26 protein-coding genes are annotated in these 23,950 nt (G+C 66.1%); 15 read left to right on the top strand and 11 right to left on the bottom strand.

Annotated features, from left to right (window positions below; genetic code table 11):
- Window positions 1-101: 101 nt before the first annotated feature.
- From sufC to NNX35_RS08790, 6 genes are all read left to right on the top strand, one after another.
- On the top strand, window positions 102-872 hold the full coding sequence (sufC, locus tag NNX35_RS08815) for a Fe-S cluster assembly ATPase SufC (RefSeq protein ID WP_227921696.1): 771 nt from the start codon (window positions 102-104) through the stop codon (window positions 870-872).
- Window positions 873-895: 23 nt separating this feature from the next.
- Window positions 896-1,225, top strand: a complete 330-nt coding sequence (locus NNX35_RS08810) for a metal-sulfur cluster assembly factor (RefSeq protein ID WP_227921694.1) — start codon at window positions 896-898, stop codon at window positions 1,223-1,225.
- Window positions 1,226-1,310: 85 nt separating this feature from the next.
- A complete protein-coding gene (locus NNX35_RS08805) occupies window positions 1,311-1,709 on the top strand; it encodes a nuclear transport factor 2 family protein (RefSeq protein WP_255867528.1) in 399 nt (132 codons plus the stop codon).
- A 16-nt stretch (window positions 1,710-1,725) separates the two neighbouring features.
- On the top strand, window positions 1,726-2,046 hold the full coding sequence (locus NNX35_RS08800; protein ID WP_255867527.1) for a hypothetical protein: 321 nt from the start codon (window positions 1,726-1,728) through the stop codon (window positions 2,044-2,046).
- 14 nt (window positions 2,047-2,060) lie between these two features.
- Window positions 2,061-2,621, top strand: a complete 561-nt coding sequence (locus NNX35_RS08795) for an RNA 2'-phosphotransferase (RefSeq protein WP_255867526.1) — start codon at window positions 2,061-2,063, stop codon at window positions 2,619-2,621.
- A gap of 188 nt (window positions 2,622-2,809) precedes the next feature.
- Complete coding sequence (locus NNX35_RS08790; RefSeq protein ID WP_255867525.1) at window positions 2,810-4,519, top strand: HNH endonuclease signature motif containing protein; 1,710 nt, start codon at window positions 2,810-2,812, stop codon at window positions 4,517-4,519.
- Window positions 4,520-4,613: 94 nt separating this feature from the next.
- On the opposite strand, the gene NNX35_RS08785 is transcribed toward NNX35_RS08790, so the two are convergent.
- From NNX35_RS08785 to NNX35_RS08770, 4 genes are read right to left on the bottom strand one after another with little or no spacing between them, the layout of a single operon-like run.
- Window positions 4,614-5,516, bottom strand: a complete 903-nt coding sequence (locus tag NNX35_RS08785; protein ID WP_255867524.1) for a neutral zinc metallopeptidase — start codon at window positions 5,514-5,516, stop codon at window positions 4,614-4,616.
- A 9-nt stretch (window positions 5,517-5,525) separates the two neighbouring features.
- Entirely contained in the window at window positions 5,526-6,179 is a 654-nt protein-coding gene (locus tag NNX35_RS08780; protein ID WP_255867523.1) for an energy-coupling factor transporter transmembrane protein EcfT, read from the bottom strand.
- A complete protein-coding gene (locus NNX35_RS08775; protein WP_255867522.1) occupies window positions 6,176-6,883 on the bottom strand; it encodes an energy-coupling factor ABC transporter ATP-binding protein in 708 nt (235 codons plus the stop codon). Before NNX35_RS08775 ends, NNX35_RS08780 begins: the two co-directional genes overlap by 4 nt.
- Window positions 6,883-7,575: a biotin transporter BioY gene (locus NNX35_RS08770; protein ID WP_255867521.1), complete on the bottom strand. Its 693-nt coding sequence runs from the start codon at window positions 7,573-7,575 to the stop codon at window positions 6,883-6,885. The genes NNX35_RS08775 and NNX35_RS08770 overlap by 1 nt, the downstream gene beginning before the upstream one ends.
- Before the next feature lie 253 nt (window positions 7,576-7,828).
- Here NNX35_RS08770 and NNX35_RS08765 point away from each other — a divergent pair, with 253 nt between their 5' ends.
- Window positions 7,829-9,427: an ABC-F family ATP-binding cassette domain-containing protein gene (locus NNX35_RS08765; RefSeq protein ID WP_255766200.1), complete on the top strand. Its 1,599-nt coding sequence runs from the start codon at window positions 7,829-7,831 to the stop codon at window positions 9,425-9,427.
- 95 nt (window positions 9,428-9,522) lie between these two features.
- Here NNX35_RS08765 and NNX35_RS08760 read toward each other — a convergent pair whose 3' ends face one another.
- The 3 genes from NNX35_RS08760 to NNX35_RS08750 are packed head-to-tail and all read right to left on the bottom strand — an operon-like array spanning window position 9,523 to window position 11,064.
- Window positions 9,523-10,401, bottom strand: coding sequence for an SURF1 family protein (locus tag NNX35_RS08760; protein WP_255867520.1), 879 nt, complete (start codon window positions 10,399-10,401; stop codon window positions 9,523-9,525).
- On the bottom strand, window positions 10,402-10,656 hold the full coding sequence (locus NNX35_RS08755; protein ID WP_255867519.1) for a hypothetical protein: 255 nt from the start codon (window positions 10,654-10,656) through the stop codon (window positions 10,402-10,404).
- A gap of 9 nt (window positions 10,657-10,665) precedes the next feature.
- Window positions 10,666-11,064: a DUF3099 domain-containing protein gene (locus NNX35_RS08750; RefSeq protein ID WP_255867518.1), complete on the bottom strand. Its 399-nt coding sequence runs from the start codon at window positions 11,062-11,064 to the stop codon at window positions 10,666-10,668.
- A gap of 137 nt (window positions 11,065-11,201) precedes the next feature.
- On the opposite strand from NNX35_RS08750, the gene NNX35_RS08745 reads away from it, so the two are divergent.
- Both NNX35_RS08745 and NNX35_RS08740 read left to right on the top strand, forming a co-directional pair.
- Window positions 11,202-11,930 carry a beta-ketoacyl-ACP reductase gene (locus tag NNX35_RS08745; RefSeq protein WP_255766204.1) on the top strand — a complete coding sequence of 243 codons (729 nt, stop codon included), beginning with the start codon at window positions 11,202-11,204 and terminating at the stop codon, window positions 11,928-11,930.
- 122 nt (window positions 11,931-12,052) lie between these two features.
- Window positions 12,053-12,817: an SDR family oxidoreductase gene (locus NNX35_RS08740; RefSeq protein WP_255867517.1), complete on the top strand. Its 765-nt coding sequence runs from the start codon at window positions 12,053-12,055 to the stop codon at window positions 12,815-12,817.
- Here the strand turns inward: NNX35_RS08740 and serB are convergent.
- A complete protein-coding gene (gene serB, locus NNX35_RS08735; protein ID WP_255867516.1) occupies window positions 12,814-13,719 on the bottom strand; it encodes a phosphoserine phosphatase SerB in 906 nt (301 codons plus the stop codon). The two genes, NNX35_RS08740 and serB, sit on opposite strands and share 4 nt — an antisense overlap.
- Before the next feature lie 126 nt (window positions 13,720-13,845).
- Between serB and NNX35_RS08730 the strand changes: the two genes are divergently transcribed.
- From NNX35_RS08730 to NNX35_RS08705, 6 genes are all read left to right on the top strand, one after another.
- Entirely contained in the window at window positions 13,846-14,634 is a 789-nt protein-coding gene (locus NNX35_RS08730; RefSeq protein ID WP_255867515.1) for an ABC transporter ATP-binding protein, read from the top strand.
- Window positions 14,635-14,647: 13 nt separating this feature from the next.
- Complete coding sequence (locus tag NNX35_RS08725; protein ID WP_227921660.1) at window positions 14,648-15,451, top strand: RNA methyltransferase; 804 nt, start codon at window positions 14,648-14,650, stop codon at window positions 15,449-15,451.
- Window positions 15,452-15,503: 52 nt separating this feature from the next.
- Window positions 15,504-16,505, top strand: coding sequence for a hypothetical protein (locus NNX35_RS08720; RefSeq protein ID WP_255867514.1), 1,002 nt, complete (start codon window positions 15,504-15,506; stop codon window positions 16,503-16,505).
- Window positions 16,506-16,636: 131 nt separating this feature from the next.
- The gene (locus NNX35_RS08715; RefSeq protein WP_146361982.1) at window positions 16,637-16,894 is read left to right on the top strand and encodes a type B 50S ribosomal protein L31; all 258 of its coding nucleotides are present in this window, start codon (window positions 16,637-16,639) and stop codon (window positions 16,892-16,894) included.
- Window positions 16,895-17,014: 120 nt separating this feature from the next.
- Window positions 17,015-18,091 carry a biotin/lipoate A/B protein ligase family protein gene (locus NNX35_RS08710; protein WP_255867513.1) on the top strand — a complete coding sequence of 359 codons (1,077 nt, stop codon included), beginning with the start codon at window positions 17,015-17,017 and terminating at the stop codon, window positions 18,089-18,091.
- Window positions 18,092-18,151: 60 nt separating this feature from the next.
- Window positions 18,152-18,490: a cupin domain-containing protein gene (locus NNX35_RS08705; RefSeq protein WP_255766214.1), complete on the top strand. Its 339-nt coding sequence runs from the start codon at window positions 18,152-18,154 to the stop codon at window positions 18,488-18,490.
- An 8-nt stretch (window positions 18,491-18,498) separates the two neighbouring features.
- On the opposite strand, the gene pepN is transcribed toward NNX35_RS08705, so the two are convergent.
- The 3 genes from pepN to NNX35_RS08690 all read right to left on the bottom strand — a co-directional run bounded on the left by pepN (window position 18,499) and on the right by NNX35_RS08690 (window position 23,891).
- Complete coding sequence (pepN, locus tag NNX35_RS08700) at window positions 18,499-21,108, bottom strand: aminopeptidase N (protein WP_255867512.1); 2,610 nt, start codon at window positions 21,106-21,108, stop codon at window positions 18,499-18,501.
- A gap of 4 nt (window positions 21,109-21,112) precedes the next feature.
- On the bottom strand, window positions 21,113-22,798 hold the full coding sequence (locus tag NNX35_RS08695) for a hypothetical protein (RefSeq protein WP_255867511.1): 1,686 nt from the start codon (window positions 22,796-22,798) through the stop codon (window positions 21,113-21,115).
- A gap of 76 nt (window positions 22,799-22,874) precedes the next feature.
- Window positions 22,875-23,891, bottom strand: coding sequence for a putative sulfate exporter family transporter (locus tag NNX35_RS08690; protein ID WP_255766586.1), 1,017 nt, complete (start codon window positions 23,889-23,891; stop codon window positions 22,875-22,877).
- Window positions 23,892-23,950 lie beyond the last annotated feature (59 nt).

Raw genomic sequence — 23,950 nt, 5'->3', positions numbered from 1 at the left:
CTAGTCCGGGTGCCGGATCATCCCGGCACCCGGACCCTCTCGCCTTCCATCCCCAAAGCTTAGTAACGCACCCGCGGGTGCAAAGGAGAAAGCCAACTCGCATGTCTACTCTTGAGATCAAGGATCTTCACGTCAGCATTGAGACCGAACAGGGCCGCAAGCCGATCCTGAAGGGTGTCAGCCTGACCATCAAAACCGGTGAGACGCACGCCATCATGGGCCCCAACGGCTCCGGCAAGTCCACCCTGGCCTCCACCATTGCCGGTCACCCGCGCTACAGCGTGGACAGCGGCTCCATCACGCTCGACGGCGAAGACGTCCTGGCCATGAGCGTTGACGAGCGTGCCCGCGCCGGTCTCTTCCTGGCCATGCAGTACCCGGTAGAGGTTCCCGGCGTCACCATGACCAACTTCCTGCGTACCGCCAAGACCGCGCTCGACGGCGAAGCCCCCTCCCTGCGCCACTGGACCAAGGACGTCAAGGCGGCCATGGCCGACCTTCGCATCGATGCCGACTTCGCCCAGCGCAACGTCAATGAAGGCTTCTCCGGCGGCGAGAAGAAGCGCGTCGAGATCCTCCAGATGGAACTCTTCCACCCGAAGATCGCCATCCTGGACGAGACCGACTCCGGCCTCGACGTCGACGCCCTGAAGATCGTTTCCGAAGGCGTTAACCGCGAGCACTCCAAGGGCGGCATGGGCACGCTGCTCATTACGCACTACACGCGTATCCTTCGTTACATCAAGCCCGACTATGTGCACGTCTTCGTTGATGGCCACATCGCCGAGCAGGGCGGGCCCGAACTTGCCGACCGCCTCGAAGAAGAAGGCTACGACCGCTTCACCGGCGCCAACGCCGCAGCCGGCGCGTAGTAAAGACAGCTGAAGGAGCAAATATGAGCGACTCCGATCTGGCCTCCACGTCCCTTGAGGACGTCGAAGAGGCCCTCAAGGACGTCATTGACCCCGAGCTCGGGGTGAATGTCGTTGACCTTGGCCTGCTCTACGGCTTGAAGTACGCCGAGGACGGCGCACTGCTGATCGACATGACGCTGACGACGGCGGCCTGCCCGCTGACCGATGTGCTTGAAGAGCAGACCGCCCAGGCCCTGGACGGCGTCGTTGATGAGTGGCGCCTGAACTGGGTATGGATGCCGCCGTGGGGACCTGACAAGATCACCGACGACGGCCGCGACCAGATGCGGGCCCTCGGCTTCAACATCTAAAGGTTCGGCAGCTAGCTAGTCGAACAGGCAGGGCCGCTTCCCCAATGCGGGGAAGCGGCCCTGCCTGCGTGCTAGCGTGTGCGCCATGGGGAACAGCACACATTTTCATGACCAGTATCTGGCGGCGTGGAACGAAGCCATGGCAACGGGCGACAGCGCTCCGATCGAATCCTTCCTGTCGCCGGAGTACCACGGCTGGCTGGGGCAGGACGCAACCGCCACGGAGCCGTTTGATGCGGCGACGGCGCGCGAGGGATTTGGCGGCACAGTGTCCGCCCTGCGGGGGAGTACCGTGCATGCGGACTTCCGGACCGTTACGCCCCGCGGCCGGGACGAGGCTGTGGTGTTCTACGAGATGACCTACCGTTCGGGCGGCGAGGTGACAGGGCGGGCCCTGCTGATGGAATCCTGGCGGCTCCAGGACGGCCGGTGGATGCTCTGCCGCGATTTCACCGAAGTGAACGTCGGGCAGCCGGCTTCCTAGGATGCAGGAGCAGTCTTTGCCGCCGCTTTACGCCCACATGATCGAGTGCGGCGTGGTTGATCTGGATCCGTGGCACCTGCTGCGCGGGGAAACGCAGGTGAGGCGGGCACGGCACATTGAGCAGGTTTTCCCGGGATGGGGGATCGTTCCCTTTGCCCGCAGGACCGACAACGATGACGTTGCGTGCTGGACCGGCAGCAGCGTTGTGGTGATCGACGACTGGGACGTGTGGTCGACCGACGGAAAGCCGATACGCCACGTTCAGGATGAATACCCCTCGATGGAGGAGTGGCTTTTGGCTGCCGTGCGTGACTTCGTTGAGTTCGACTGGAGCTGAGGAAAGTGGAACCGATGGCTAAGCCACCAAGCCGGACAGGGATCAGCCGGGTGTTATCCCATGCGCTCCGCCATGCTCCGGAAGAGTATTCGCTGGAGCTGGATCCGGAGGGTTGGGCGCCGGTTTCTGACGTGCTCGCTGCGCTGCACCGGCTGGGACCGGAGTGGACATCCGTTGATGAGAAGGAACTTCACGAGGTGCTGGAAGCTGCGGAGAAAAAGCGGCACCAGATAAGGGACGGTCGAATTCGTGCCGTGCACGGGCATTCCGTACCGGTGGAGCCGGCAGGGGAGCCAGGTTCACCGCCGGCGGTGTTGTTCCATGGGACTTCGCCTGCTGCTGTGCCGCAGATCCGTGCAGCCGGAATTCTGCCCATGCGGCGGCAGTACGTCCATCTGTCGGACTCCGTGGAGCAGGCGCGTCAGGTGGGACAGCGCAAGGACGCCGATCCCGTGATCCTTACGGTGGATACCGGGGTCGCCGTGGCCCAGGGGGTATCTTTCTACCAATCGGATTCAGGAGTCTGGCTGGCCGGGGCCGTTCCAGCGTCCGCTGTTGGGCTGCTGGAAGCCTGAGCTGAGGGGCAGGTTCGGTCGGCGTCGGCCCTTGTGCCCGAGTCGATGGTCCGTGAACAGGCCAACGGAACTGCCGTGTCCGGGGTAGGTAGTTGAGTTGGAAAAACGGGTATTTCCGGTTTCGGGGTCAGGCCGGTTTGGGCCAGTTTTCGGGCCTGGAATGTCAGTGCGGGATGAAATCCTGAGGTATGGATCACCTCGGGAACACCGAACGGACAATCGAAGAACCAGGCAGTGAACGCCCCCAGCCGGAAGGCATGGCGGGTGAAGGGGATGCGCCCCGTGCTGCCTGCACCCTGGCGGTGTATCGGGCGGAACTGGACGCCGAGCCAGACGCTGATGGTGCCGCTCAGGTCGGAAGTCCTGACGCCGAATATCCGGACGGCTTCACCGGGACACTGGCACTGCAGAACCTGGAAGCCTTTGACGAACAGACAGTCGGCGAAGCCCTGTCCCGGATGGCCCATTTGATGTCCTGGGTGCAGGCACTGCAAGCCCGCCTGATCAACCGCATGGAAGAGATCTTCCGGGAGGACTTTCGTGCCGCGTCGGGGCGGCTCGAGCCCGGGATGGCGTTCAGCCTGGCGGCTTCCGAATGCGCCGCCATCCTGAATATCCCGCAGGTCACCGCCCAGCGGATGATGTTCGAAGCGGACAGGCTGTGCAGCACCCACACGGCCACCCTGACCGCCTTGGAAGAAGGACAGCTGAGTTACCAGCACGTACAGGTCGTACTGGACCAGTGCCTGAACGTTCCACCGGATCAGCTCCCGGAATTCGAGGCGGACCTGCTGGCGGCTGCGGCCGGGCAGACGCGGGCCCAATTCTCCTGCAAGGCACGGCGTCTGAGGGAACGGAAGTTTCCGGAGACCATAAGCAAGCGGCACCTGACCGCGTTCGAACAGCGCAAGGTCACTCTGGACCGGGAAGAGGACGGCATGTCCTGCCTGTCCGCGCACCTGCGTGCGGCTGAAGCCCAGCAGATCTACACGGCCCTCAGTACTGCAGCCTGGGGCGAGCAGTCCGCGGGGGATTCCCGGACAGCAGACCAGCTCCGTTCCGACATCCTCGCCCAGCTGCTGATGGGCAGCAGCCGTGGACTCTTCGCCGCGGCGGGAACCCAACGTGGGGCCGGAACCCGAAATAGGGCCGGGCACGCCGAAGATTCCGGGTGCTTCGCCGGTGGCGGGGACACCGGCGATGACACCGGAGGTGCCACCCAGCGCAACGGAGACATCGTCGGCTCGGAAGGCACCAACGTTCTAACGACCGGGCCGGACGAGGGGATCATCCCACGAACGGAAATCATGGTCCTGATCAACGCCGAAACCCTCTTCGGCGCCGACGACCAGCCAGCAGAACTGCACGGTTACGGTCCCATCAGCGCTGAAGCCGCCCGTAGGTTGGCTAGGAACGCCGTCGGGTGGACCGGACTGGCGCAGGACCCGCACACCGGAGAAATCCTCGGGGTGGGACGACGCCGAAAGGTCCCGGCCGGGCTCCGGCGTTGGCTTCGGGCCAGGGACGGAACCTGCAGATTCCCCGGCTGTCGGGTCAGTACAGCGAATTCGGACGTTGACCACACCATCGACTGGGCACAGGGCGGGCCTACAGACCATGGGAACTTGGAACACCTGTGCCGTCGACACCACCGGTTCAAGACCCTGGGTTATTGGAAGGCCTGCCAGCCCGAGCCTGGAGTTATTGAGTGGACTTCGCCTACCGGAAGGGTTTACCGGACCGAGCCGTTCCTGGAACTCGGACCGCCGGACGCGGGTCCGGGTCCGGGTACGGGTACGGGTACGGGTACAGATTTCAGGCAAGTGCCACAGACGGACGCGGTGCTACAGGATGACGTGCTGCAGGACTCTCTGCCGGAACAAGCGCCACCATTCTGATGCCGCCTTCCCGCCCGGCGAAACGCGACCGGAAGGCAGGCCCAGGAACGGGACAGCCGCCCGCCAGACCCTACGGGCGGGATCCGGCCAGACCCTACGGGCGGGACAGGTCCGCAGCGCTGAAGGTATCGCACTTTTCCAGGCTGCCGCCATCGTTATAGCCGGCCAGGAACCAGGCCTGGCGCTGCGCGCTGGAACCGTGGGTCCAGCTCTCCGGGTTCACCTGACCGGTGGCCGAAGCCTGGATCCGGTCATCACCGATAGCGGACGCCGCAGAGAGGGCGTCACTGATATCGGCTTCGGTGAACGGAGCCAGGAAAGGCACGTCCGAGCCCGGAGCCGGCTGGTCCGCCGCATGCCGTGCCCACAGGCCGGCATAGCAGTCGGCCTGCAGCTCGGTGCGTACGGAGGCGGAGTCCGCACCCTGCGGATCGGCGTTCCGGCCGGCACTGGAGCCGGTGATCTGCTGGATGTGGTGGCCGAACTCGTGCGCGACCACGTATTCCTGCGCCAGCGGACCGCCGGAGGAACCGTAGTTGGTGACGAGGTCGGAGAAGAACGCGGTGTCGTAATAGGTCTGCTCGTCTGCCGGGCAGTAGAACGGCCCGACAGCGCTGGTTGCCGTGCCGCAGCCGGTGGTGGTCCGGTCGGTAAAGAGCACCACGCCGGGCTCCGTGTAGGTCAGGCCGTAACCGTCCAGGTACGGTTCCCAGAAGCTGTCCAGGCTTTCGGCGGTGCCCAGGATGCGGCAGTCCAGCCGTTCGTTGGCGTCTTCGCCGTTCAAGCAGGTGTCGATGCTCTCCGACTGCGCCTGGCCGGCGGCTACACCGGAGCCGTCGCTCAGGCCGAGGCCGTCAATCACGTCCGACCCGAAGAACAGGGACAGGATCAGCAGCAGCCCGCCGCCCAGTCCGCCGCCGACCGCAATGCCCTTACCCTTGCCGCGCCGGTCACTGACCCGGGAGGAATCCAGGCGCGCGTTGTTATTGAAACTCATGCCCTCAGGTTATCGGTTGCCTTGGTCAACCTTCGTGTCGGAGCTTTCCCCGATACCGCGTGCGGCCAGCGCATCACCGGTCTGCCGGGCATAGGCAACCGCACGGATCACCACGGGGACGGTCAGTGCGCGGGGATTACGCTCCAGTCCGCGGGCCATGGCAGATTCACGGACATCCCGGGCGGACCCGAGGAGGAACGGAATGCTGCGCAGCATCAGCGCCAAGGTCAGCCCGAAACGTTCCGGGTCCGCACCGAGCGGTTGCAGCGGGCGGACCAGCGACACGAGCCCGTCCAGCAGCACCTGCGGTGCAGTGGTCAGTGTCAGCAGCCGAGCCGCCACTACGCAGACCGCAATGCTGCCGGTCACCAGGACCGCTGCCAGCACGCCGGACGCCCACCACTGGAAAACCCCCAGCAGCAGCAGGACCGGCCACATCAGCTTCAGCGGCACCCAGGCCTCCCGCAACAGCCGGGCGCCGGCATAGGCGGCCAGCACCAGGACTGCGGCAACCACCAGCACCACAGGGGAGCGCGCCGCCAAAACAGCAACGGACAGCACAACCAAAGCGCCCGCCTTCATGCCCAGCGGTGCCGCATACACGGGCGTAACGCCGGGGCGGTAGGCGCCCAGCAGGTCGTAGGAGCCAGTGGAACGCTTCATCGCACCCCCAGCGCCAGCGCCCGGTACGCCGCAATACCTTCGCGCGGGCCGCCGTCGAACACCACCGCGCCGGCATCCATCACCAGCACCCGATCGGCGTCTGCGGCGAACTCCAGGTCATGGGTGGTGTAGATGACCTGCTGCGGCAGGGAGGCAAAGACTTCCCGCAGCCGGGCGGTGTTCCTCAGGTCCAGCAGTGTGCTGGGTTCGTCTGCCACCAGCACTGCAGGCTCAACCGCCAGCACCGAGGCCAGGGCCATCAACTGGCGTTCACCGCCGGAAAGGTCGTAGATGCTTCGGTCCGCCAACTCCAGCAGCCCCAGCGCCGCCAGCCGGGCCTCGGCCGCTGCGCGCCGCTGGGACCTGTTCCGGATCGAGGCACGCAGGGACAGTTCGACGTCGTCCCGCCCCGTGGGCATCACGAGCTGCGAGAGGGGATCGGTGAAAACGAACCCGACCCGCCGCCGTACATCCGCGCCTTGCCGGGCAGTGTCCAAGCCGTCCACGCTGACCGTGCCGGTATCCGGCAGCACCAGCCCGTTCAGCAGCTTCAGCAGCGTGGACTTGCCCGAACCGTTGGCGCCGACGACGGCGGTGCGGGGAGTGTCCAGCGTCAGCGACAGCAGGTGCAGTATCGGTTCCGCGGACTCCCCGGCTGCCCCGGGTGGAATGACGGAAACGTCCTGCAGCTGGATGCAGGGCATCAGCGGCCGCCGCGATCCGGAACAGCCATACGCGGAAAGGCCTTGAAGACACTGACGGCCACCGCAGCGGCAAGCAGGTTCTTGACCACGTCACCGGGCCAGAACGCCATGTCCGCTGCCAGCGCTGCCGGGAACGACAGGTGCCCGTTGAGCATGAGCCCCGCGATGCCGGCCGGATGCACCACTGCGAAGCTCGTGGCCAGTCCCGCTGCGAACAAGAGAACCGACCTCCCCTTACGGGCACGGCGCAGCACCAGGCCGGCAAGCAGGCCGACGACGGCGGCCGCCACCGGGAAGGACAGCAGGTACCCCGCCGACGGTCCGGCCAGGACACCCAGGCCGCCGCGGAATCCGCTGAAGACCGGCAGGCCGGCCAGGCCCGCTACCAGGAAGAGGCCCACAGCCGCTGCTCCGCGTCCGGGACCAAGGAGCATTCCGGTCAGCATGACCGCCAGCGTCTGCAGGGTGATCGGCACACCGGCTCCCAGCGGCACGCCGGGAAGGATCGAGAAGACGGCGGTGAGGGCGGCGAAGACAGCGATCAGGGACAGGTCGGCCGAGGTCCACCGGGAGCGCCTGTAGCCGGGGGAGCCGGGGGTGCCAAGGGCGCCGGGGGTGCCGTGGGAGCCCCTGGAGCCGTGCGTGCCAGTGCCGGGGAGGGGTCGCGGCGCGTTGGCCGATGTGTTGTTCATCGCTGCACTTTTCCTTGTAGGGGAAGAAAAACGGTCCGGATTTCGTTTCGAACATTAGCTGCGCCGGAGCGGGATTCCATTGGAGGTTTTCTACAAATGGGCATCGGCGGCTAGACTGGAAAGGCTGTTACGGCCAACCAGGCCCCCATGACCGGTCATTGTGACCCTTCCCGCCTCGGTGGAATCCCACCGTTCAAGGCCCGCGCACCGCGCAGCGTATCTGCAATACAAAAACCTTCGAAAGGTCCACTGAGTGATTTCCGTATCTGGTCTCGAGCTGCGTGCAGGCGCACGGCTGCTCATGGAAGCGGTTTCATTCCGTGTTGACAAGGGAGACAAAATCGGACTGGTCGGCCGCAACGGCGCCGGCAAGACCACCCTCACCAAGGTCCTCGCCGGTGAAGCCCTCCCGGCCGCCGGCACGGTGAAGCGCGTCGGCGAGATCGGCTACCTGCCCCAGGATCCGCGCACGCCGGACATGGACCAGCTGGGCCGGGACCGGATCCTCTCCGCCCGCGGCCTGGACAAGGTTTCCGCGCAGCTGAAAAAGTGCCAGGACGAGATGGCCAGCGATGATCCGAAGATCTCGCAGAAGGCCATGAACCGGTATGACCGGCTGGAGTCCGAGTTCCTCTCGGCCGGCGGCTACGCGGCAGAGTCAGAGGCAGCCTCCATTTGTGCCAACCTGGCGCTGCCGGACCGCTTGCTGAACCAGCCCCTGAAGACCCTCTCCGGCGGCCAGCGCCGCCGTGTGGAACTGGCCCGCATCCTGTACTCCGATGCCGAGACGATGCTCCTCGACGAGCCCACCAACCACCTCGATGCCGATTCCATCGCCTGGCTCCGGGAGTTCCTCAGGAACCACACCGGCGGGCTGATCGTGATCAGCCACGATACCGAGCTGCTTGAAGCGACCGTCAACAAGGTCTTCAGCCTGGACGCCAACCGCGCCACCATCGATATCTACAACATGGACTGGAAGCGCTACAAGGTCCAGCGCGAGACGGACGAGCGCGCCCGCAAGCGCGAGCGTGCCAACACCGAAAAGAAGGCCGGCATCCTGCTGGCCCAGGCAAACAAGATGAAGGCCCGTGCGTCCGGTGCCTCCGCGGCCCAGAGCATGCTCAAGCGCGTGGACCGCCTGATGGGCGGTTTGGACGCAGTCCGCGCCAGTGACCGCGTTGCTGCGCTGCGCTTCCCGGATCCGGCACCGTGCGGCAAGACGCCCATGACCGCCGAGGGCCTCAGCAAGAGCTACGGGTCCCTGGAAATCTTCACCGACGTGGACCTCGCCATTGACCGCGGTTCAAAGGTAGTCATCCTGGGCCTCAACGGCGCCGGCAAGACCACCCTGCTGCGCATGCTGGCCGGCGTCGACAAGCCGGACACCGGCAAGGTCATTGCCGGACACGGGCTGAAGGTGGGCTACTACGCCCAGGAGCACGAGACCCTCGATACGGACCGGACCGTTCTGGAGAACATGCGTTCCTCCGCACCCGATATGGACGACGCCGAGGTCCGCAGCGTGCTGGGTTCCTTCATGTTCAGCGGCGACGACGTCGAGAAGAAGGCCGGAGTCCTTTCCGGCGGCGAGAAAACCCGCCTTGCGCTGGCTACCATCGTGGCGTCCTCCGCCAACGTCCTGCTGCTGGACGAACCCACCAACAACCTGGACCCCGCGTCGCGCGCCGAGATCCTGGGCGCCCTGAGCAACTACACCGGTGCCGTGGTGATGGTCAGCCACGATGAGGGCGCGGTTGCGGCGTTGAACCCGGAACGCGTAGTGCTCCTGCCGGACGGCGACGAGGACCACTGGAACGAGAACTACCTCGACCTGGTGACCCTGGCCTAACCGCCGGCCCATCCCGCACATAAAGGCGGCCCTGCTCCAATCGGAGCAGGGCCGCCTTTATGTCTCTGGGAGCAGATGCCTGCGGAAGCGGCGGGCTAGAACCCCTGGGCGTCCAGGATCGCGTCCTCTTCCTCTTCGCCGGTGGGCCCGCGCTTTTTGCGGCGCGGCGGACGACGCCGGGACGGAGTCGGGTGGGCGGCGATTATTTCATCGTCGTCCTCCTCGTCTTCATCGTCGATGCCGTCGTAATAGCGGTTCAGGGCTTCCTGGCGTGCGGCGTACCCCAGCCCGATGAACATCATCAGCGCGAACCCGTACCACTGCAGTCCGTACGAAAGGTGCAGGCCCTCGTCCACCTCCGGCCGCGGTGCGCTTTCTGGTGCGACGGCGGCCCCCGGGTCCTCGCTGGCCATGAGCCCGTAGGAGCCCTGGTGCAGCGGATAGTCCAGCTGCTCCGCGAAGGCGCCGAGATCGATGGAGGGAAGCTGGCCTTCAGGGGCGCTGCGGGCCAGGGTGGGTTCGGTTGCCTTGATCCGGGCCACCACGCTCACCCGTCCCTCGGGGGCGGCAGGGATGCTGTCCGGCCGGCCGGCCTCGTCGTCGCCGATCGGCAGCCAGCCGCGGTTGACCGCCACGCTGGTGCCGTCGTCAAGCTTCAGCGGTACCAGGACCTCGTAGCCGGGCCGGCCCTTCAGCGGGCGGTTGCGGATGATGCGCTGCTCGGAGGAGTCATACGTTCCCTCAAGCTTCACGGGCAGCCATTCGGCTGCTTCGTCGTACGTGTCGAAGTAGTCCCTGGCCTCGTCATAGGGGACCGGTGCGGCGTCGTAATTGGATTCGATCCGGGCGCTGTCGGCGAGGGAGGCTTCGCGGCGGTCCATCTGCCACCGGCCCAGCCCCACACAGGCGGCCGCAAGGATGCAGACGAGGACAAACCAGCCCAGCCACCGGGGCGAAAAGAGGAAACGGTACATCTACGCCGTACCGCCTTCAGTGCTGCCGTCCAGCGGGAGGGTTTCCTTCCAGAGGCCGCGGGTGCGCAGGTAATCCTCCAGCCAGTCCCGGTGCTCATCGCAGGCAAGCCAGGTCTTGCGGCGTTCCGGGGTATGGATGCGGGGGTTGTTCCACAGCAGCTGCCAGCTCGCGTTGAGCCGGCACGCCTTCCGGGAGCACACCGGGGTCCCGGCGCCGGCGTCCGGGGTGCCGGAGAGGGAATCGAGGAGGTTCATGCTGGGGGATCAGGCCTTGTCTTCGTCGTCATTGATGTTGTCGTCATTGTCTACGATTTCGCCCGACAACACAGTGGTTTCGGGGCTTTCACCGGGTTCTTCGGCTGCCCGCGGAGCGTCCAGCGCAGTGGCCGGCGGACGCTCTATCATCGCATCAGAGCCGGTCATAAGCCGGGTATCCGAGCCTCCGTTGGCGATGACGACCGCGAAGTAGGGGAGCACCACCGCTCCGGCAATCACCACCCACAACAACCAGCCGTGCACGAAGAACATCAGGAACAGGCAGACCACACGGATACCCATGGACACGCTGTACTTGATCATGCGGGCGCGCATTTCGTCCGTGTGCGGGCTGGGCGCGTCAGTGATTCTGGGGACGCTGTCCCCGCGGTTTGTGTCCCTAACCATCAGTAGCCATCGGTAGTCTTCCTCACCCTCCAAACAGGTTCGTTCATTCTCTCACTAGCGGCGGCGTTGCAGAAGTTGAATCCGTCGCACGTAGGATCGAGGAAACCCCCAATCGCTGGCTGAAAGAAGGAACATCCGTGCAGAACACGACAGAGAACTCATCCGGCCGCAGCGTCCTGGTGACCGGAGGAAACCGCGGAATCGGGCTGGCAATTGCCAAGTCGTTCCTGGCCGCAGGTGACCGCGTGGCCATCACATACCGCAGCGGCGAGGTTCCCGACGGGATGCTGGGCGTCAAGGCTGATGTGACGGATATGGCATCGGTCGACGCCGCATTTACCGAGGTGGAGGCCGCTCACGGGCCGGTCGAAGTCCTCGTAGCCAATGCCGGGATCACCCGGGACACGCTGCTGCTGCGGATGAGTGAAGAGGATTTCTCCGACGTCATCGACACCAACCTCACCGGCGCCTTCCGTGTGGTCAAGCGTGCCTCCAAGGGCATGCTCCGGATGAAGAAGGGCCGGGTGGTGCTGATCTCCTCGGTGGTCGGACTGTACGGATCGCCCGGGCAGATCAACTACGCCGCCTCCAAATCCGGGCTGATCGGCATTGCCCGTTCCCTCACCCGCGAACTGGGTTCCCGCAACATCACGGCAAATGTCGTGGCTCCGGGGTTCATCAACACCGACATGACCCGCGCCCTGCCCGAGGATACGCAGAAGAACTACCTGTCCTCCATCCCCGCCGGCCGGTTCGCCGAGCCGGAGGAAGTTGCCAACGTGGTGCGCTGGATTGCCGGCGACGAGGCAGGCTACATTTCCGGTGCAGTCATCCCGGTCGACGGCGGCCTGGGCATGGGGCACTAGCACGGCCCAACGCGGGGCTCCGGAATCATTGGAGGTTTCCTCAACTGCCAGCCGGCCCGCCGGCTGGCAGGATGGGTTCAAAGAGCTGAACGCTTAGATACTTTCTACAAAGAGGAGTTCACATGGGTCTGCTGGAGGGCAAAGCCGCGATAGTCACCGGATCATCGCGCGGAATCGGAGCCGAAGTGGCCCGGTTCCTGGCAGCCGAGGGTGCCGGCGTCGTCGTCAACTACCGCCAAAAGGCACCGCGTGCCAACAAGGTGGTCGCCGCCATTGAGGAAGCCGGCGGACGCGCAGTCGCCGTTGGCGCGGACCTCACCGCGCCCGAGGGGACAGCTGCCCTGGTGGCCGCCGCGCAGGAAAACTTCGGCGGCCTCGACATCCTGGTGCTCAATGCCTCCGGCGGCATGGAAACCGGTGTGGAAGAGGACTACGCGCTGAAGCTCAACCGCGACGCGCAGGTCAACATGCTCACCGCCGCGCTCGAAGTGATGCCCGCCGGTTCGCGGGTGGTCTTCGTCACCAGCCACCAGGCGCACTTCATTCGCTCGGTACCGACCATGCCCGAATACGAAGCCGTTGCCCTCAGCAAGCGCGCCGGCGAGGACGCGCTGCGCAGCATGCTCCCGCAGCTGGAAGAGAAGGGCATCAGCCTGGTGGTGGTCTCCGGCGACATGATCGAAGGCACCGTGACGGCAACCCTGCTGGACCGGGCCAACCCGGGCGCCATCGAAGCCCGCCGCGAGGAAGCCGGAAGGCTTTACTCCGTGCAGGAGTTCGGCGCCGAAGTAGCCCGCATGGCCACGGCCGACGTTCCGTCCGGGCACACCGAATACGTGGGCGGTGCGGACTACCTGGCCGCCGGAGCGGCAGGCGGACCCGCCTAGAGCTTCACGAAGTGCTGAACCACGTCCAGCTGGGGCAGGTTCAGCACGGCATCCGCGGCGGCCTGCACTGCCGGTTTGGCGTTAAACGCCACGCCCAGTGCGGCCGCCGCGAGCATGTCCAGGTCATTGGCGCCGTCGCCCACCGCAATGGTGTGCCCGGGTGCCACACCCAGCTCCCGAGCCCACTCAGCCAGGGAGCGGGCCTTGACCGCACGGTCCACGACTTCCCCCGACACGGCGCCGGTCAGCACCCCGTCCTCGATTTCCAGCAGGTTCGCCCTGCGGAAGCTGAGCCGCAGGCGGTCGGCCAGCGGATCAAGCACCTGGGTGAAACCACCCGACACCACGGCAACCCCGTGCCCGGCCGCAAGGAACTCCTTCACCAGCAGTTCCGCGCCGTCGGAAAGCTCAATCCGGGCACCCACTTCGTCGATGACGGACGCCGGCAGCCCGGCAAGCGTTTTCACCCGGGCGTGCAGGCTCGCAGCAAAATCCAGTTCCCCGCGCATGGCGGCCTCGGTCACCGCGGCCACCTCCGCTTCCCGTCCTGCGTGCGCCGCCAGCAGTTCAATGACTTCCTGTTTGATCAGGGTCGAGTCCACGTCAAGCACCAGCAGCTTCCGGGCATCCTCGAGGAGCGACGGCGGCACCACGGCGCTGTGCTCACCGCCCGGCCTTGCCGGCACGGCTGCCGCGGCTGCTTCGACGGCGCGCCGCAGCCGGGGGAGGCCGCCGTCGTAGCCCACGTAAAGCTTGGACACGGTGTAACCGTTCCCCGCAGCGTTCTCCAGTTCCAGGATCCGCGCCCCCAAGCCCGAGACGGCACTCTGCACCGCCCCCAGATAGGCGTCGGACAGGTCCCGCCCGTAGCTGACGACACTGTATTCGGGGGAGTTCGGCATGGTTTCCGTTCTGATCGGGTCCAACGGGTGGGTACGTGTTTGCTACGGGGATCCGGCCGCGTCTGCATGGCCGCCGGCGCGCATCGTTTCGCCAATGCCCCTTTCTTTAGCCTAATGTCTAGTGCTATGAGTGATGTTCTTGAATTTGCCGGCGTAAGCGTTGTCCGCGGCGGCAAAAACCTGTTGGACGGCGTCAACTGGCAGGTCAAGGAGGGGGAACGCTGGGTCATCATGGGCCCCAACGGTGCCGGAAAGACCACGCTGCTGCAGATTGCCAGCGGTCGGATGCACCCCACCCGCGGCGTAGCGGGAATCCTCGAGGAAGTCCTCGGCGCGGTGGACGTCTTTGAACTCCGCCCGCGTATCGGCCTCGCCTCCGCGGCATTGGCCGGGCAGATCCCAGAAGACGAAACAGTGCTCAACGTGGTGCTCACCGCGTCCTACGGGATGACCGGGCGCTGGCGCGAGAAGTACGAAAAGCTCGACGAACGGCGCGCCTTCCGCCTCCTGCACGAGTGGGGCATGTCCACCTTCATGAACCGCCGCTTCTCCTCCCTCAGCGAAGGGGAGCGCAAGCGCGTTCAGATTGCCCGCGCCCTGATGACGGATCCGGAACTGCTGCTGCTGGACGAGCCGGCCGCCGGCCTGGACCTCGCCGGCCGCGAGGACCTGCTGTTCCGGCTCGGCGAACTGGCCCGGGACGAGGAAGCACCGGCCATGGTTCTGGTCACCCATCACCTGGAAGAGGTCCCGACCGGTTTCACCCACGCCCTGCTGCTCCGCGAAGGCGGCGTGGTGGCTTCCGGTCCCATCGACGAGGTGTTCACCGAGGAACACCTGAGCACCGCCTTTGACCTGCCGCTGGATCTGCGCCGCGAGGGCGGCCGCTACTCGGCCACTGCCCGGCGCGGCTAGGAGCAGTTTCCGGGTGAACCTCCAGTATTTGCTGTCCGCCGACGATCCCCGCGTCTACGACTACACCTCCCTCACGGACACCTCCCTCCGGAAGCGGCGGGAACCGGAGGAAGGCATGTACATCGCCGAATCCTCCAAGGTCCTGCGCCGTGCGGTCGACGCCGGACACCGCCCGCGGTCCTTTTTCCTGGCCGAGAAATGGCTTCCGGACCTCGCGGACATCCTGGCCCGGTTCCCGGATGTGCCTGCCTACGTAGGTACGCCCGAGGTCCTGGAACAGATCACCGGGTTCCACCTGCACCGCGGCGCCCTCGCGGCCATGGAACGCCCGGCACCCCTGGACCTGCCCGGCCTGCTGGGTACGGCCCGCAGGATCGCGGTGCTGGAAGACATTGTCGACCACACCAACATCGGTGCGATCTTCCGATCCGCAGCCGCCCTGCAGGTGGACGCCGTGCTGGTGACGCCCCGTTGCGCCGACCCGCTGTACCGCCGGGCCATCCGCGTGAGCATGGGTGCCGTCTTCCAGGTTCCGTGGGTTCGGCTGACGGACTGGCCCGGTCAACTTGGACAGCTCCGCGAAGCCGGCTTTGTGACTGCTGCCCTGGCACTGCGGGAGGATTCCCTGACCCTGGATGAACTGAGCGCCCGCCGCGACGAGCGCCTGGCCCTGGTCCTTGGCACGGAAGGCGACGGATTGGCCGAAACGACCCTCGCCGGCGTCGACCTGGCCGTGCGCATCCCGATGAGCGGGGGCGTCGATTCGTTGAATGTGGCCGCCGCCAGCGCCGTCGCCTTCTGGGAGTGTCGGCCCTAAGGCCGCCGGGCGGCCTGCTGCCCTTACCCTGCAGCCCCTCAGGTGCCAGACTGTGCGCAGTCATCCACCCTTCGAGGACAACAGCGGAGCTGCCATGGAATCCCGTGCAAGCACCCGGCCAGGCAAGGTCCTGGCGCTGTGCGCCGGATTACTGCTGACCGTTTCGGCCTGCGGCCCCACAGCCGGACAGCTGCAGGAACGGGACTCATCCGCTTCGGCGGCACCGTCGGCCACCGGACGTGGTGCTGCCGAGCCGTCCCGCACCGCCCATCCCACCCAGCCGCCGGCGCCCGTTCCCGCAACCACCGCTCCGCCGACGCGGGTGGGTGTCACCGGCAGCCAGGCAGGCATGCCGCAGCCGGTCCAGGATGCCTGCCAGTGGCTCCTCCGTCGGGATCCGGAGCCGGCGTCCGGCGCGGAAGCCGGGGCCTGCGTCTCTGCCGCCATGGCCGCAGGCGGAGGCGGCATCCAGACCCTTCGGACCGACACCAGCTGGCTCCCGGCGGGCACATACAGTGTCCGGTTCGCCAGCGGCCCTGACTTTGCCATGACCCTGCAGGACACGGATACGGACCTCTCCATCACCATCCGCGAGGGGCAGCGGGTGCTGCACAAGGAGAACCAGGACATCTCCGCGGACCGGGACGGCACGGCTGAAGAGGCCTATGCGGCGATCCTTGCCGACGCCGCCGAGCTGACCGTCCGGCCGGAGAAAGTAGCCGCACTGCTGGCGCCGGCGGAAGAGGTCGCCGTCCGGTACGGGGCAGTGCTCGACGGGGAGCCCTGCACGCAGATCAGCGGCAGCTTCGACACAGGGGATTTGGACACAGGGGATTTGGACACCGGGGACTTAGACACCGGGGATGCGCAGCAGCGAGGAAACGAAACCGGACCTCCGGACGGCTCATCCGCGGTGCTTCCGGCCGGATCGTTTTCACTCTGCCTGGATGATTTTTACCGGCCCCTGAAGATTGAGATCACCGGACTGAACCAGGGCATCACCTCGACGATCACCGCGGTCAACGCCCAGTGGGGCACCCGCCCGCTCTCCTGAACCGAGGGTCGAAGGGTTTCCTGCCGGCCCGTGAAATGCGCTAGTATGGGTTGCTGGCCGAATGTACGGCCGTTAAAGCTTTCAACCACACTGTGCCTGGCAAAATCCAGGCACCAAAAGAAGGTAAAACTGTGAAGTCTGATATCCACCCCAAGTATGCTCCGGTTGTCTTCCGTGACCTCGCGTCCGACACCGCTTTCCTGACGGCCTCCACCGCCACCTCCTCCAAGACGATCGAGTGGGAAGACGGAAACACCTACCCGCTCATCGAGGTGGAAATCTCCTCTGCATCGCACCCGTTCTACACGGGCAAGCAGCGCATCATGGACTCCGCCGGCCGCGTGGAGCGCTTCAACGCCCGCTTCAAGGGCTTCGGCGCAAAGAAGTAGCCAGTAACGGAAATACAGCAGTACTTAGAGAAAGGTCCGCCGGCATCAGCCCGGCGGGCCTTTCCCTGTAACAGGGGGCCGTGCGGTCCCGGCAGAGCGGTTCGGAGCTAAGGAGTCTTGATGGCAAGCACGGATAACAAGGGGCGCCGGCACGGGGAATACAAAGTTCCCGGCGGAAAACTTGTTGTAGTGGATCTGGAAGTCCGTGACGGCAGGCTGGCCGATGTGTCCCTTGGCGGCGACTTCTTCCTGGAACCTGATGAAGCACTCGGGGATATCAATGCCGCCCTCGAGGGGCTGCCTGCCGAGACGACGTTCGGTGATATTGCCGTAGCCGTCCGCTCCCGGTTGTCCCCGGATGTGGTCCTCTTCGGCTTCTCGCCCGAAGCCGTGGCCACCACCGTGCGCCGCGCCCTGGGTAAGGCCACCGGCTGGGGCGACCACCAGTGGGAGATCATCCCGCCCACCCCGCTGTCCACCCACATGCATGTAGCCATGGACGAGGTCCTGGCGGAGGAAGTGGGCGCCGGCAAGCGCAACCCCACGCTCCGGTTCTGGGAATGGGAGTCGCCCTCAGTGGTGATCGGCAGCTTCCAGTCCCTGAAGAACGAGGTGGATCCGGAAGGTGCGGACCGGCACGGCGTCACCGTTGTCCGGCGCATCACCGGCGGGGGTGCCATGTTCATGGAGCACGGCAACGCCATCACCTACTCCCTCTACGTTCCCCAGTCCCTGGTGGACGGACTCAGCTTCGCGGATTCCTACCCCTTCCTGGACGGCTGGGTGATGGAATCCCTGAAGAAGCTCGGAATCTCCGCCTGGTACGTTCCGCTGAACGACATTGCCACCGACCAGGGCAAGATCGGCGGTGCCGCGCAGAAGCGCTTCAGCAGCGGCGGAATGCTGCACCACGTCACCATGTCCTACAACATCGACGCGGACAAGATGGTGGAGGTGCTGCGCATCGGCAAGGAAAAGCTCTCCGACAAGGGCACTACCAGCGCCAAAAAGCGCGTGGACCCGCTTAAGCGGCAGACCGGGCTTTCCCGCGAAGACATCATTGCAACCATGATGGACACCTTCGCCGCGCGTTACGGCGCCGTGGAGGCATCGATCTCCGACGAGGAGCTTGCCCTCGCGGAGCAGAAGGTCGCCGAAAAGTTCGACACCCCGGAGTGGCTGAGCCGCGTTCCCTAACCCGCGGGCCTGCGGGCCGTCGAACTACCCGGTGGCGGTCCGTAGGCCTAGACTGCGGAGATGGAGAAAAAGTCGCTGACCGCCCTCGCCCGCCAACACATGGAATCCTCACGGCAGGCGGCCAGCGGACGCAGCGCCTCCACCGTCTACGGCGGACACGAGCACGTGCTGCGGCAGACCGTGATCGCCCTCCGGGCCGGGTTTGTTATGGACGAGCATGAGAATCCGGGCGAGGCTACGGTCTACGTCCTCAAGGGCCGGGTTGCCCTCGCTGCCGAGGGAAACAGCTGGGACGGCTCCGCGGGAGACCTGCTGATTGTTCCGCAGGCACGGCACTCCGTCGAGGCCCTGGAGGACTCAGCCATCCTCCTCACCGTCGCCAAGCCGCAGCTGGCCTGACCCCAGGCCTACAGTCCGGCCGCCTGGACGCGCAGGGACCGAAGCAGCTGGTCCTGCTGCTCGATAATGATCCTGCGCAGCGCGCCCGGCGCATGGGGATGGAGCTCCAGCCATTCGACCGATTTCTGCACCACCGGATGGTCGGCCGGCACCATGCCCGCTGCTGCGTCCTGGTGCCCCGGGTAGAGCCCGCCGACCACGCGTGAAGCCAGCTCGATGCTGCGCGCGGACCAGACCCCCGTAAGGGAGGCGAAATAGTCCTCTATGTATCCGTCGAGCAGCTCGTGGCTGCCCAGGCCGAACCCGGTGATCGTGGCCGAGAGCAGTTCATTGGAGAGAGTGTCGGAGTGCACTGCTGCCTGCCATGCCGCGGCCTTTACCTCCGAATCCGGGAAGGCAGCCGCAGCGGTGGTGTGGCCCACCCGGCCCGACGCCGTGGTATCCCGTTCCAGCTCCGCGTCCAGTTCCGCGCGGGTCGCGGAATCTGTGGCCGCAAGCGCAACCCAGAGGCGCCAGCGAAGATCGGAATCCACTGCCAGGCCTTCGATGCCGGCGCTGCCGTCCAGCAGTCCGCGCAGGAGCTGGTTGTAGGTGCTGCTGCGCCGTCCGGCGCCGGCGGCGGCCCGGGCCCAGATGATCTGCCGGTCGCTGCCAGGTGCCGCCGACTTCAACTGCTCGGCAATATGCGCGTAGAACTCCTCACGCAATCCGTCCCGCCGCGACGTCGGTGCGTAGTACTCGATGGCACTGAGGGCGTTGTCCAGCAGTACCTGCAGGACGCCGGCACCGCTTTCCTGCGGCGCCACCCGCTGGACCAGCCGTACGTAGTCCTTGGCACTGAGGACACCGTCACGGACGCTGTTCCACAGAGCTGAGAGCGTGATGGCCCGGGCCAGGGGATCGCTGAGCCGGTGCAGGGACTCCAGCAGGGTGCCCAGCGACGCGTCGTCGAAGCGGATTTTGGCGTAGGTAAGGTCCTCGTCATTGAGCAGCAGAAGCGCCGGACGCTGCCTGCCGAGCAGTTCGGGTACCTCCGTCCGTGCACCGGCGACGTCCAGTTCCACGCTGTCGGTGCGGACCAGCGCGCCGGCGGCGTCGAAATCGTACAGGCCGACGCGGAGCCGGTGCGGCCGGGGGACCTGTTCGCCGCTGACCGGATCCGGAGCATTCTGCCGGATGACCACGGACGTGTAGGCACCGGCGTCGTCGGTTTCGGTCTCCGGAACCAGGACCGGAACACCTGCGGTCTGGAGCCACCGACTGGACCACAGCGCCATATCCCTGCCGGACGCCGCTTCCAGGGCGCCGAGGAGATCCGCGAGTGTGGTGTTGCCGAAGGCGTGGGCCCGGAAGTACCCGCGGGCGGCTTCGATAAAGGTATCGAACCCGACGTAGGCCACCAGCTGCTTGAGCACCGAGGCACCCTTGGCATACGTGATGCCGTCGAAGTTCTGCTTCGCTGCCTCCAGATCGGGAATGTCCGCCACGATGGGGTGCGTGGTGGGCAGCTGGTCCTGGACGTAGGCCCACGCCTTGCGCCGGTTCGCGAAGCTGACCCACGAGTTGGTGAAGTCGGTGGCGCGGTCCACGGCCAGGGCGCCCATGTAGTCCGCGAAGGACTCCTTGAGCCACAGGTCGTCCCACCATTTCATGGTCACCAGGTCGCCGAACCACATATGCGCCATCTCATGCAGGATGGTGTTTGCCCGCGCCTCGTACTGCGCCTCCGTAGCCCGGGAGCGGAACACATAGGCCTCCGTGAAGGTCACCAGGCCGGGATTCTCCATGGCGCCGAGATTGTACTCGGGAACAAAGGCGGAATCGTACTTCCCGAAGGGATACGGGAAGGCAAAGAGGCGGTGGAAGTAGTCCAGTCCCCGCTTAGTGACCGCGAAGATGTTTTCCGGGTCGAAATACCCGGCCAGGGAGGAACGGCAGTACGCAGCCAGCGGAACGTGCAGATCGGTGCCGTCGTCGAGCCGGACGGACCACTCGTCATCGGCGCGGTGGTACGGCCCGGCGAGGACTGTGGTGATGTAGGTGGAGATGCGCTGGGTGGGGGCGAACTCCCACCGGCTCAAGGTGCCGTCACCCAGCGGTGTCCGCTGCGTTTCGACGCCGTTGGAGGCCACTTCCCAGCCGGTCGGTGCCGTTACGGTGAAACTGAAGGATGCCTTCAGGTCCGGCTGCTCAAAGTCGGCAAACACGCGCCGCGCGTCGGCGGGCTCGTACTGCGTGTAGAGGTAGGTCTGCCCGTCCGCCGGGTCGCGGAAGCGGTGCAGGCCCTCGCCGCTGCGGCTGTACAGCGCCGTGCCGTCCACGGTGACGGTGTTTTGCTCCTGCAGGCCGGGCAGGTGGATCCGGGATTCGTCCACAACGTCCGCCAGGTCCAGCTCGACGCCGTTCAGGACCACCGAGGATACGCCGCCGTGGATGAAGTCCAGGAACGTCCCGGCACCGGGCTCTGAACAGCCGAAGGTTATGGTGCTTCGCGACCGGAAGCCTGCGGCGTCCTGGTCCCGGGCATTGCCCAGGTCCAGCTGGACGTCGTAGGAGGTCACGGACAGCAGGCGGGACCGCAGAGCGGCTTCGTCACGGCTCAGGTTCTGGTTAGGCACTTGTTCATTCAATCACTTCTGCAGGCCCCGGCGGTGCCGCATGACGTGGCCGGCTCCGCACGCGGCTCCGAACCGCTGCTGCCTGCAGTCGTTCCATCACTGCAGTGAAGGACAACGAGGCCAGCACTATGAAATACGGCGCGTAGAGATAGAGGAACCGCGCGCGGGCCTCGAAGAGCAAAAGGAACAGGAGCAATCCGAGCAGTGCAATCCGCATTGCCGAAAGCTCCGGGCGGAGGAGGCGGGGCGTCCGCAGGAACAACGGCACGGCCACGAGGGCAAGGACCGCGAACCAGGTTCCCTGCCAGAGGGAGAGCAGCCAGTGGAAGTTCGGACGGGTATTGCCGAACAGGTCCTGGATGCCTTGGTCTGCCGGGCGGGACGAAAGGAAATCTTCCCCGGTCAGCACTCCTTCGCCCCAGGAGAAGAAGGAACCGTCTCCGGTGAACCACGCCAGCTTGTGGTGAAGGAAGACAACGTAGCCGCCCGGTCCCATGCTGGACACCCGCTCCGCGTACGTTTGCACCCCTTGCCGGAATTTCTCCTCTTCGCCGGTGAGGGCAACCGTGCTCTGGTAATCATCCTCGTTGTACGTGCCGTAGTAGGGGCCGTGGGGTCCCTGCGTAGTGCCTGCTCCGACCTTCAGGAAATGGCCGGGGTTCATCGCGCGGGGATTGTCCTCGATATCGAACGCAATGACCGGGGTTTGTTGTTCGAAGGCCGCGATCAGCCGGTTGCCGATGAAGAAGCTCCCCCCAACAACCACAACCGCCAGAATCAGGACTCCGGGGGTCTTCCGGGATGCGAGCAGGCATACCGCCGTGATGCCGGCAGCCACCACGCAGATCAGCACGGTGGGTTTGATTCCGTAGCCCACTGCGGCCACCGCACCCGCAAGGATCCACAGCGGCACGCGGACGGCAAGCCGGGCCGAACGGCGGGAAGCAAGCAGCAGGCAGAGGATCAGGACGGTGAACAGCACGCCCGCCGTGTCCGAGTAGAGCACTCCCGCCCACGGTGAGAGAACCAGAAAGACAGTTGTCGGCACCAGCGAAACGGCGGCGGCTGTCCGGCCGCCCAGCATGCGTACCGCGCAATAGGTCAGCACCGTCCCGGTGAAGAGCACCAGCCCGTTGAGGAACGCCGTGATCATTCCCAGGTCCTGGTAGCCGAGCGAGAGCGCGAACTCGTAGTACGCCGCCACCAGCAGCACCAGGAGCAGGTTGTTCGGGTTGGTCTCGAAATAGGGGGTGACGGAGTCAGCGGTTTTGCCTGCCAGTCCGGCGGCGGCATCGGCGATTGCATGCGCGTCCCAGTCCGGGGGCAGCCGAACGGCGTAGGCCACCCGCAGCTGCAGGATCAGCAGCAGGACCCACACCGCTGCCCACGGCAGGTACGTCAAGGCGCGGTGCCGCTCAGCCAGCGGCGCCGCTTTTCGCAGCAGCCAATACAGCCCCGCCATCAGCACCGGCACGGACGCCGCGGCCAGAAGGGCCCATCCGGTGCGGTACCGCGAAATGCCGTAGTGCGGGTCAACCACGTTGGTCAGCAGGGACCACAGGATCAACGCACAGAGCACCAGGCCGGCAGCAGCCGGTAAGTCCGCGGGCCGCCGGCGGGATCGCGACGACGCGGCATGACGCCGTTGGACGCCGCCGACGGTGTGTTGCGCAACGCCTTCTCCGGACATGGCTCACGAGTCCTAGTTGGCTGGCGGGGGAGTTGGGTGGCGGGACTGGTTCTGCCCTGGCGGAACCCCGGTCCCACTATCCGGCCAGCAGCACCGCCACGGCTAGGCCCAGCCCGGATATCAGGGCCCACGAGGTCAACGCCGCTGCCGCCGCGCGGAAACCGGAGGCGAACAGCGCCTTCACCCGGACACCGGCCCCCAGTGCAAACAACGCCGCGGCAAACAGCAGTTCCTGCAGGACGGCGGCGGCTTCCAGCGCCGCCCCGGGCAGCACGCCCCAGGTGCGGACCAGGATCAGCGCGAGGAACCCCAGGACAAACAAGGGGACCAGCGGAGGGCGCTTGCCCTGCACCGGAAGCTGCGCCTCTGCGCGGCGGGCCAGCAGCCCGGCGGCTGCGGTCATCGGGGCCAGCAGCACCACCCGCGCCAGCTTCACGACGACGGCCGCCGCCAGCGCCGCGGTTCCTGCGGTCTGCGCCGTGGCGACTACCTGTCCGACGTCGTGCACGGACGCCCCGGCCCAGGAGCCGAAAACTTCCGGCGGCAGGTGCAACACCCTGCCGGCAAGCGGCAGCGCTGCAATGGCCAGCGTGCCGCAGAGGGTTACCAGGGCGACCGGTACCACCGTTTCTTCGGTGCGGGTCCTGCGGACTGCGGCCATTGCCCCGATGGCGGAAACACCGCAGATGGAGAACCCTGCAGCGATCAGCACCGGTTCATCACCCGGAAGGCGGAACAACCGGCAGATGACGTAAGTCCCCGCGAACGCCGCCAGCACCAGCGCCACGATCAGCAGCAGTGCTGTCCAGCCCAGTCCCGCGATATCGACCAGCGAGACCTTCAGCCCCAGCAGCACGATTCCGAGGCGCAGGAATTTGCGCGCGGCCAGGGCCAGTCCGGGCTTCCAGGAGCCGACGGCCCGGTCCGCGGTACCGGGGAGGTTCGCCGCCAGCAGGCCCAGTACGACTGCTGCCGTCAGGACAGGCACCGCCGGCAGGAGCAGATGCACCAGGAAGGAGGCGGCGACGGCGGCCGCAGCGGTCAGCAGCCCGGGGACGGTGCGTTGCAGGCGGGCACGCCGGGAGGGCGGCACGGGGGAGGATGCGGCGGTGGAGGCTGCGGAGGAATCTGGCACGTTTACACCCTGCCGCA

This window comes from Arthrobacter sp. zg-Y844 (assembly GCF_024385465.1).
Classification (GTDB): Bacteria; Actinomycetota; Actinomycetes; order Actinomycetales; family Micrococcaceae; genus Arthrobacter_B.
The sequence above is the reverse complement of the archived record's forward strand: the minus strand, read 5'-3'. Positions and strand labels throughout refer to the sequence as shown.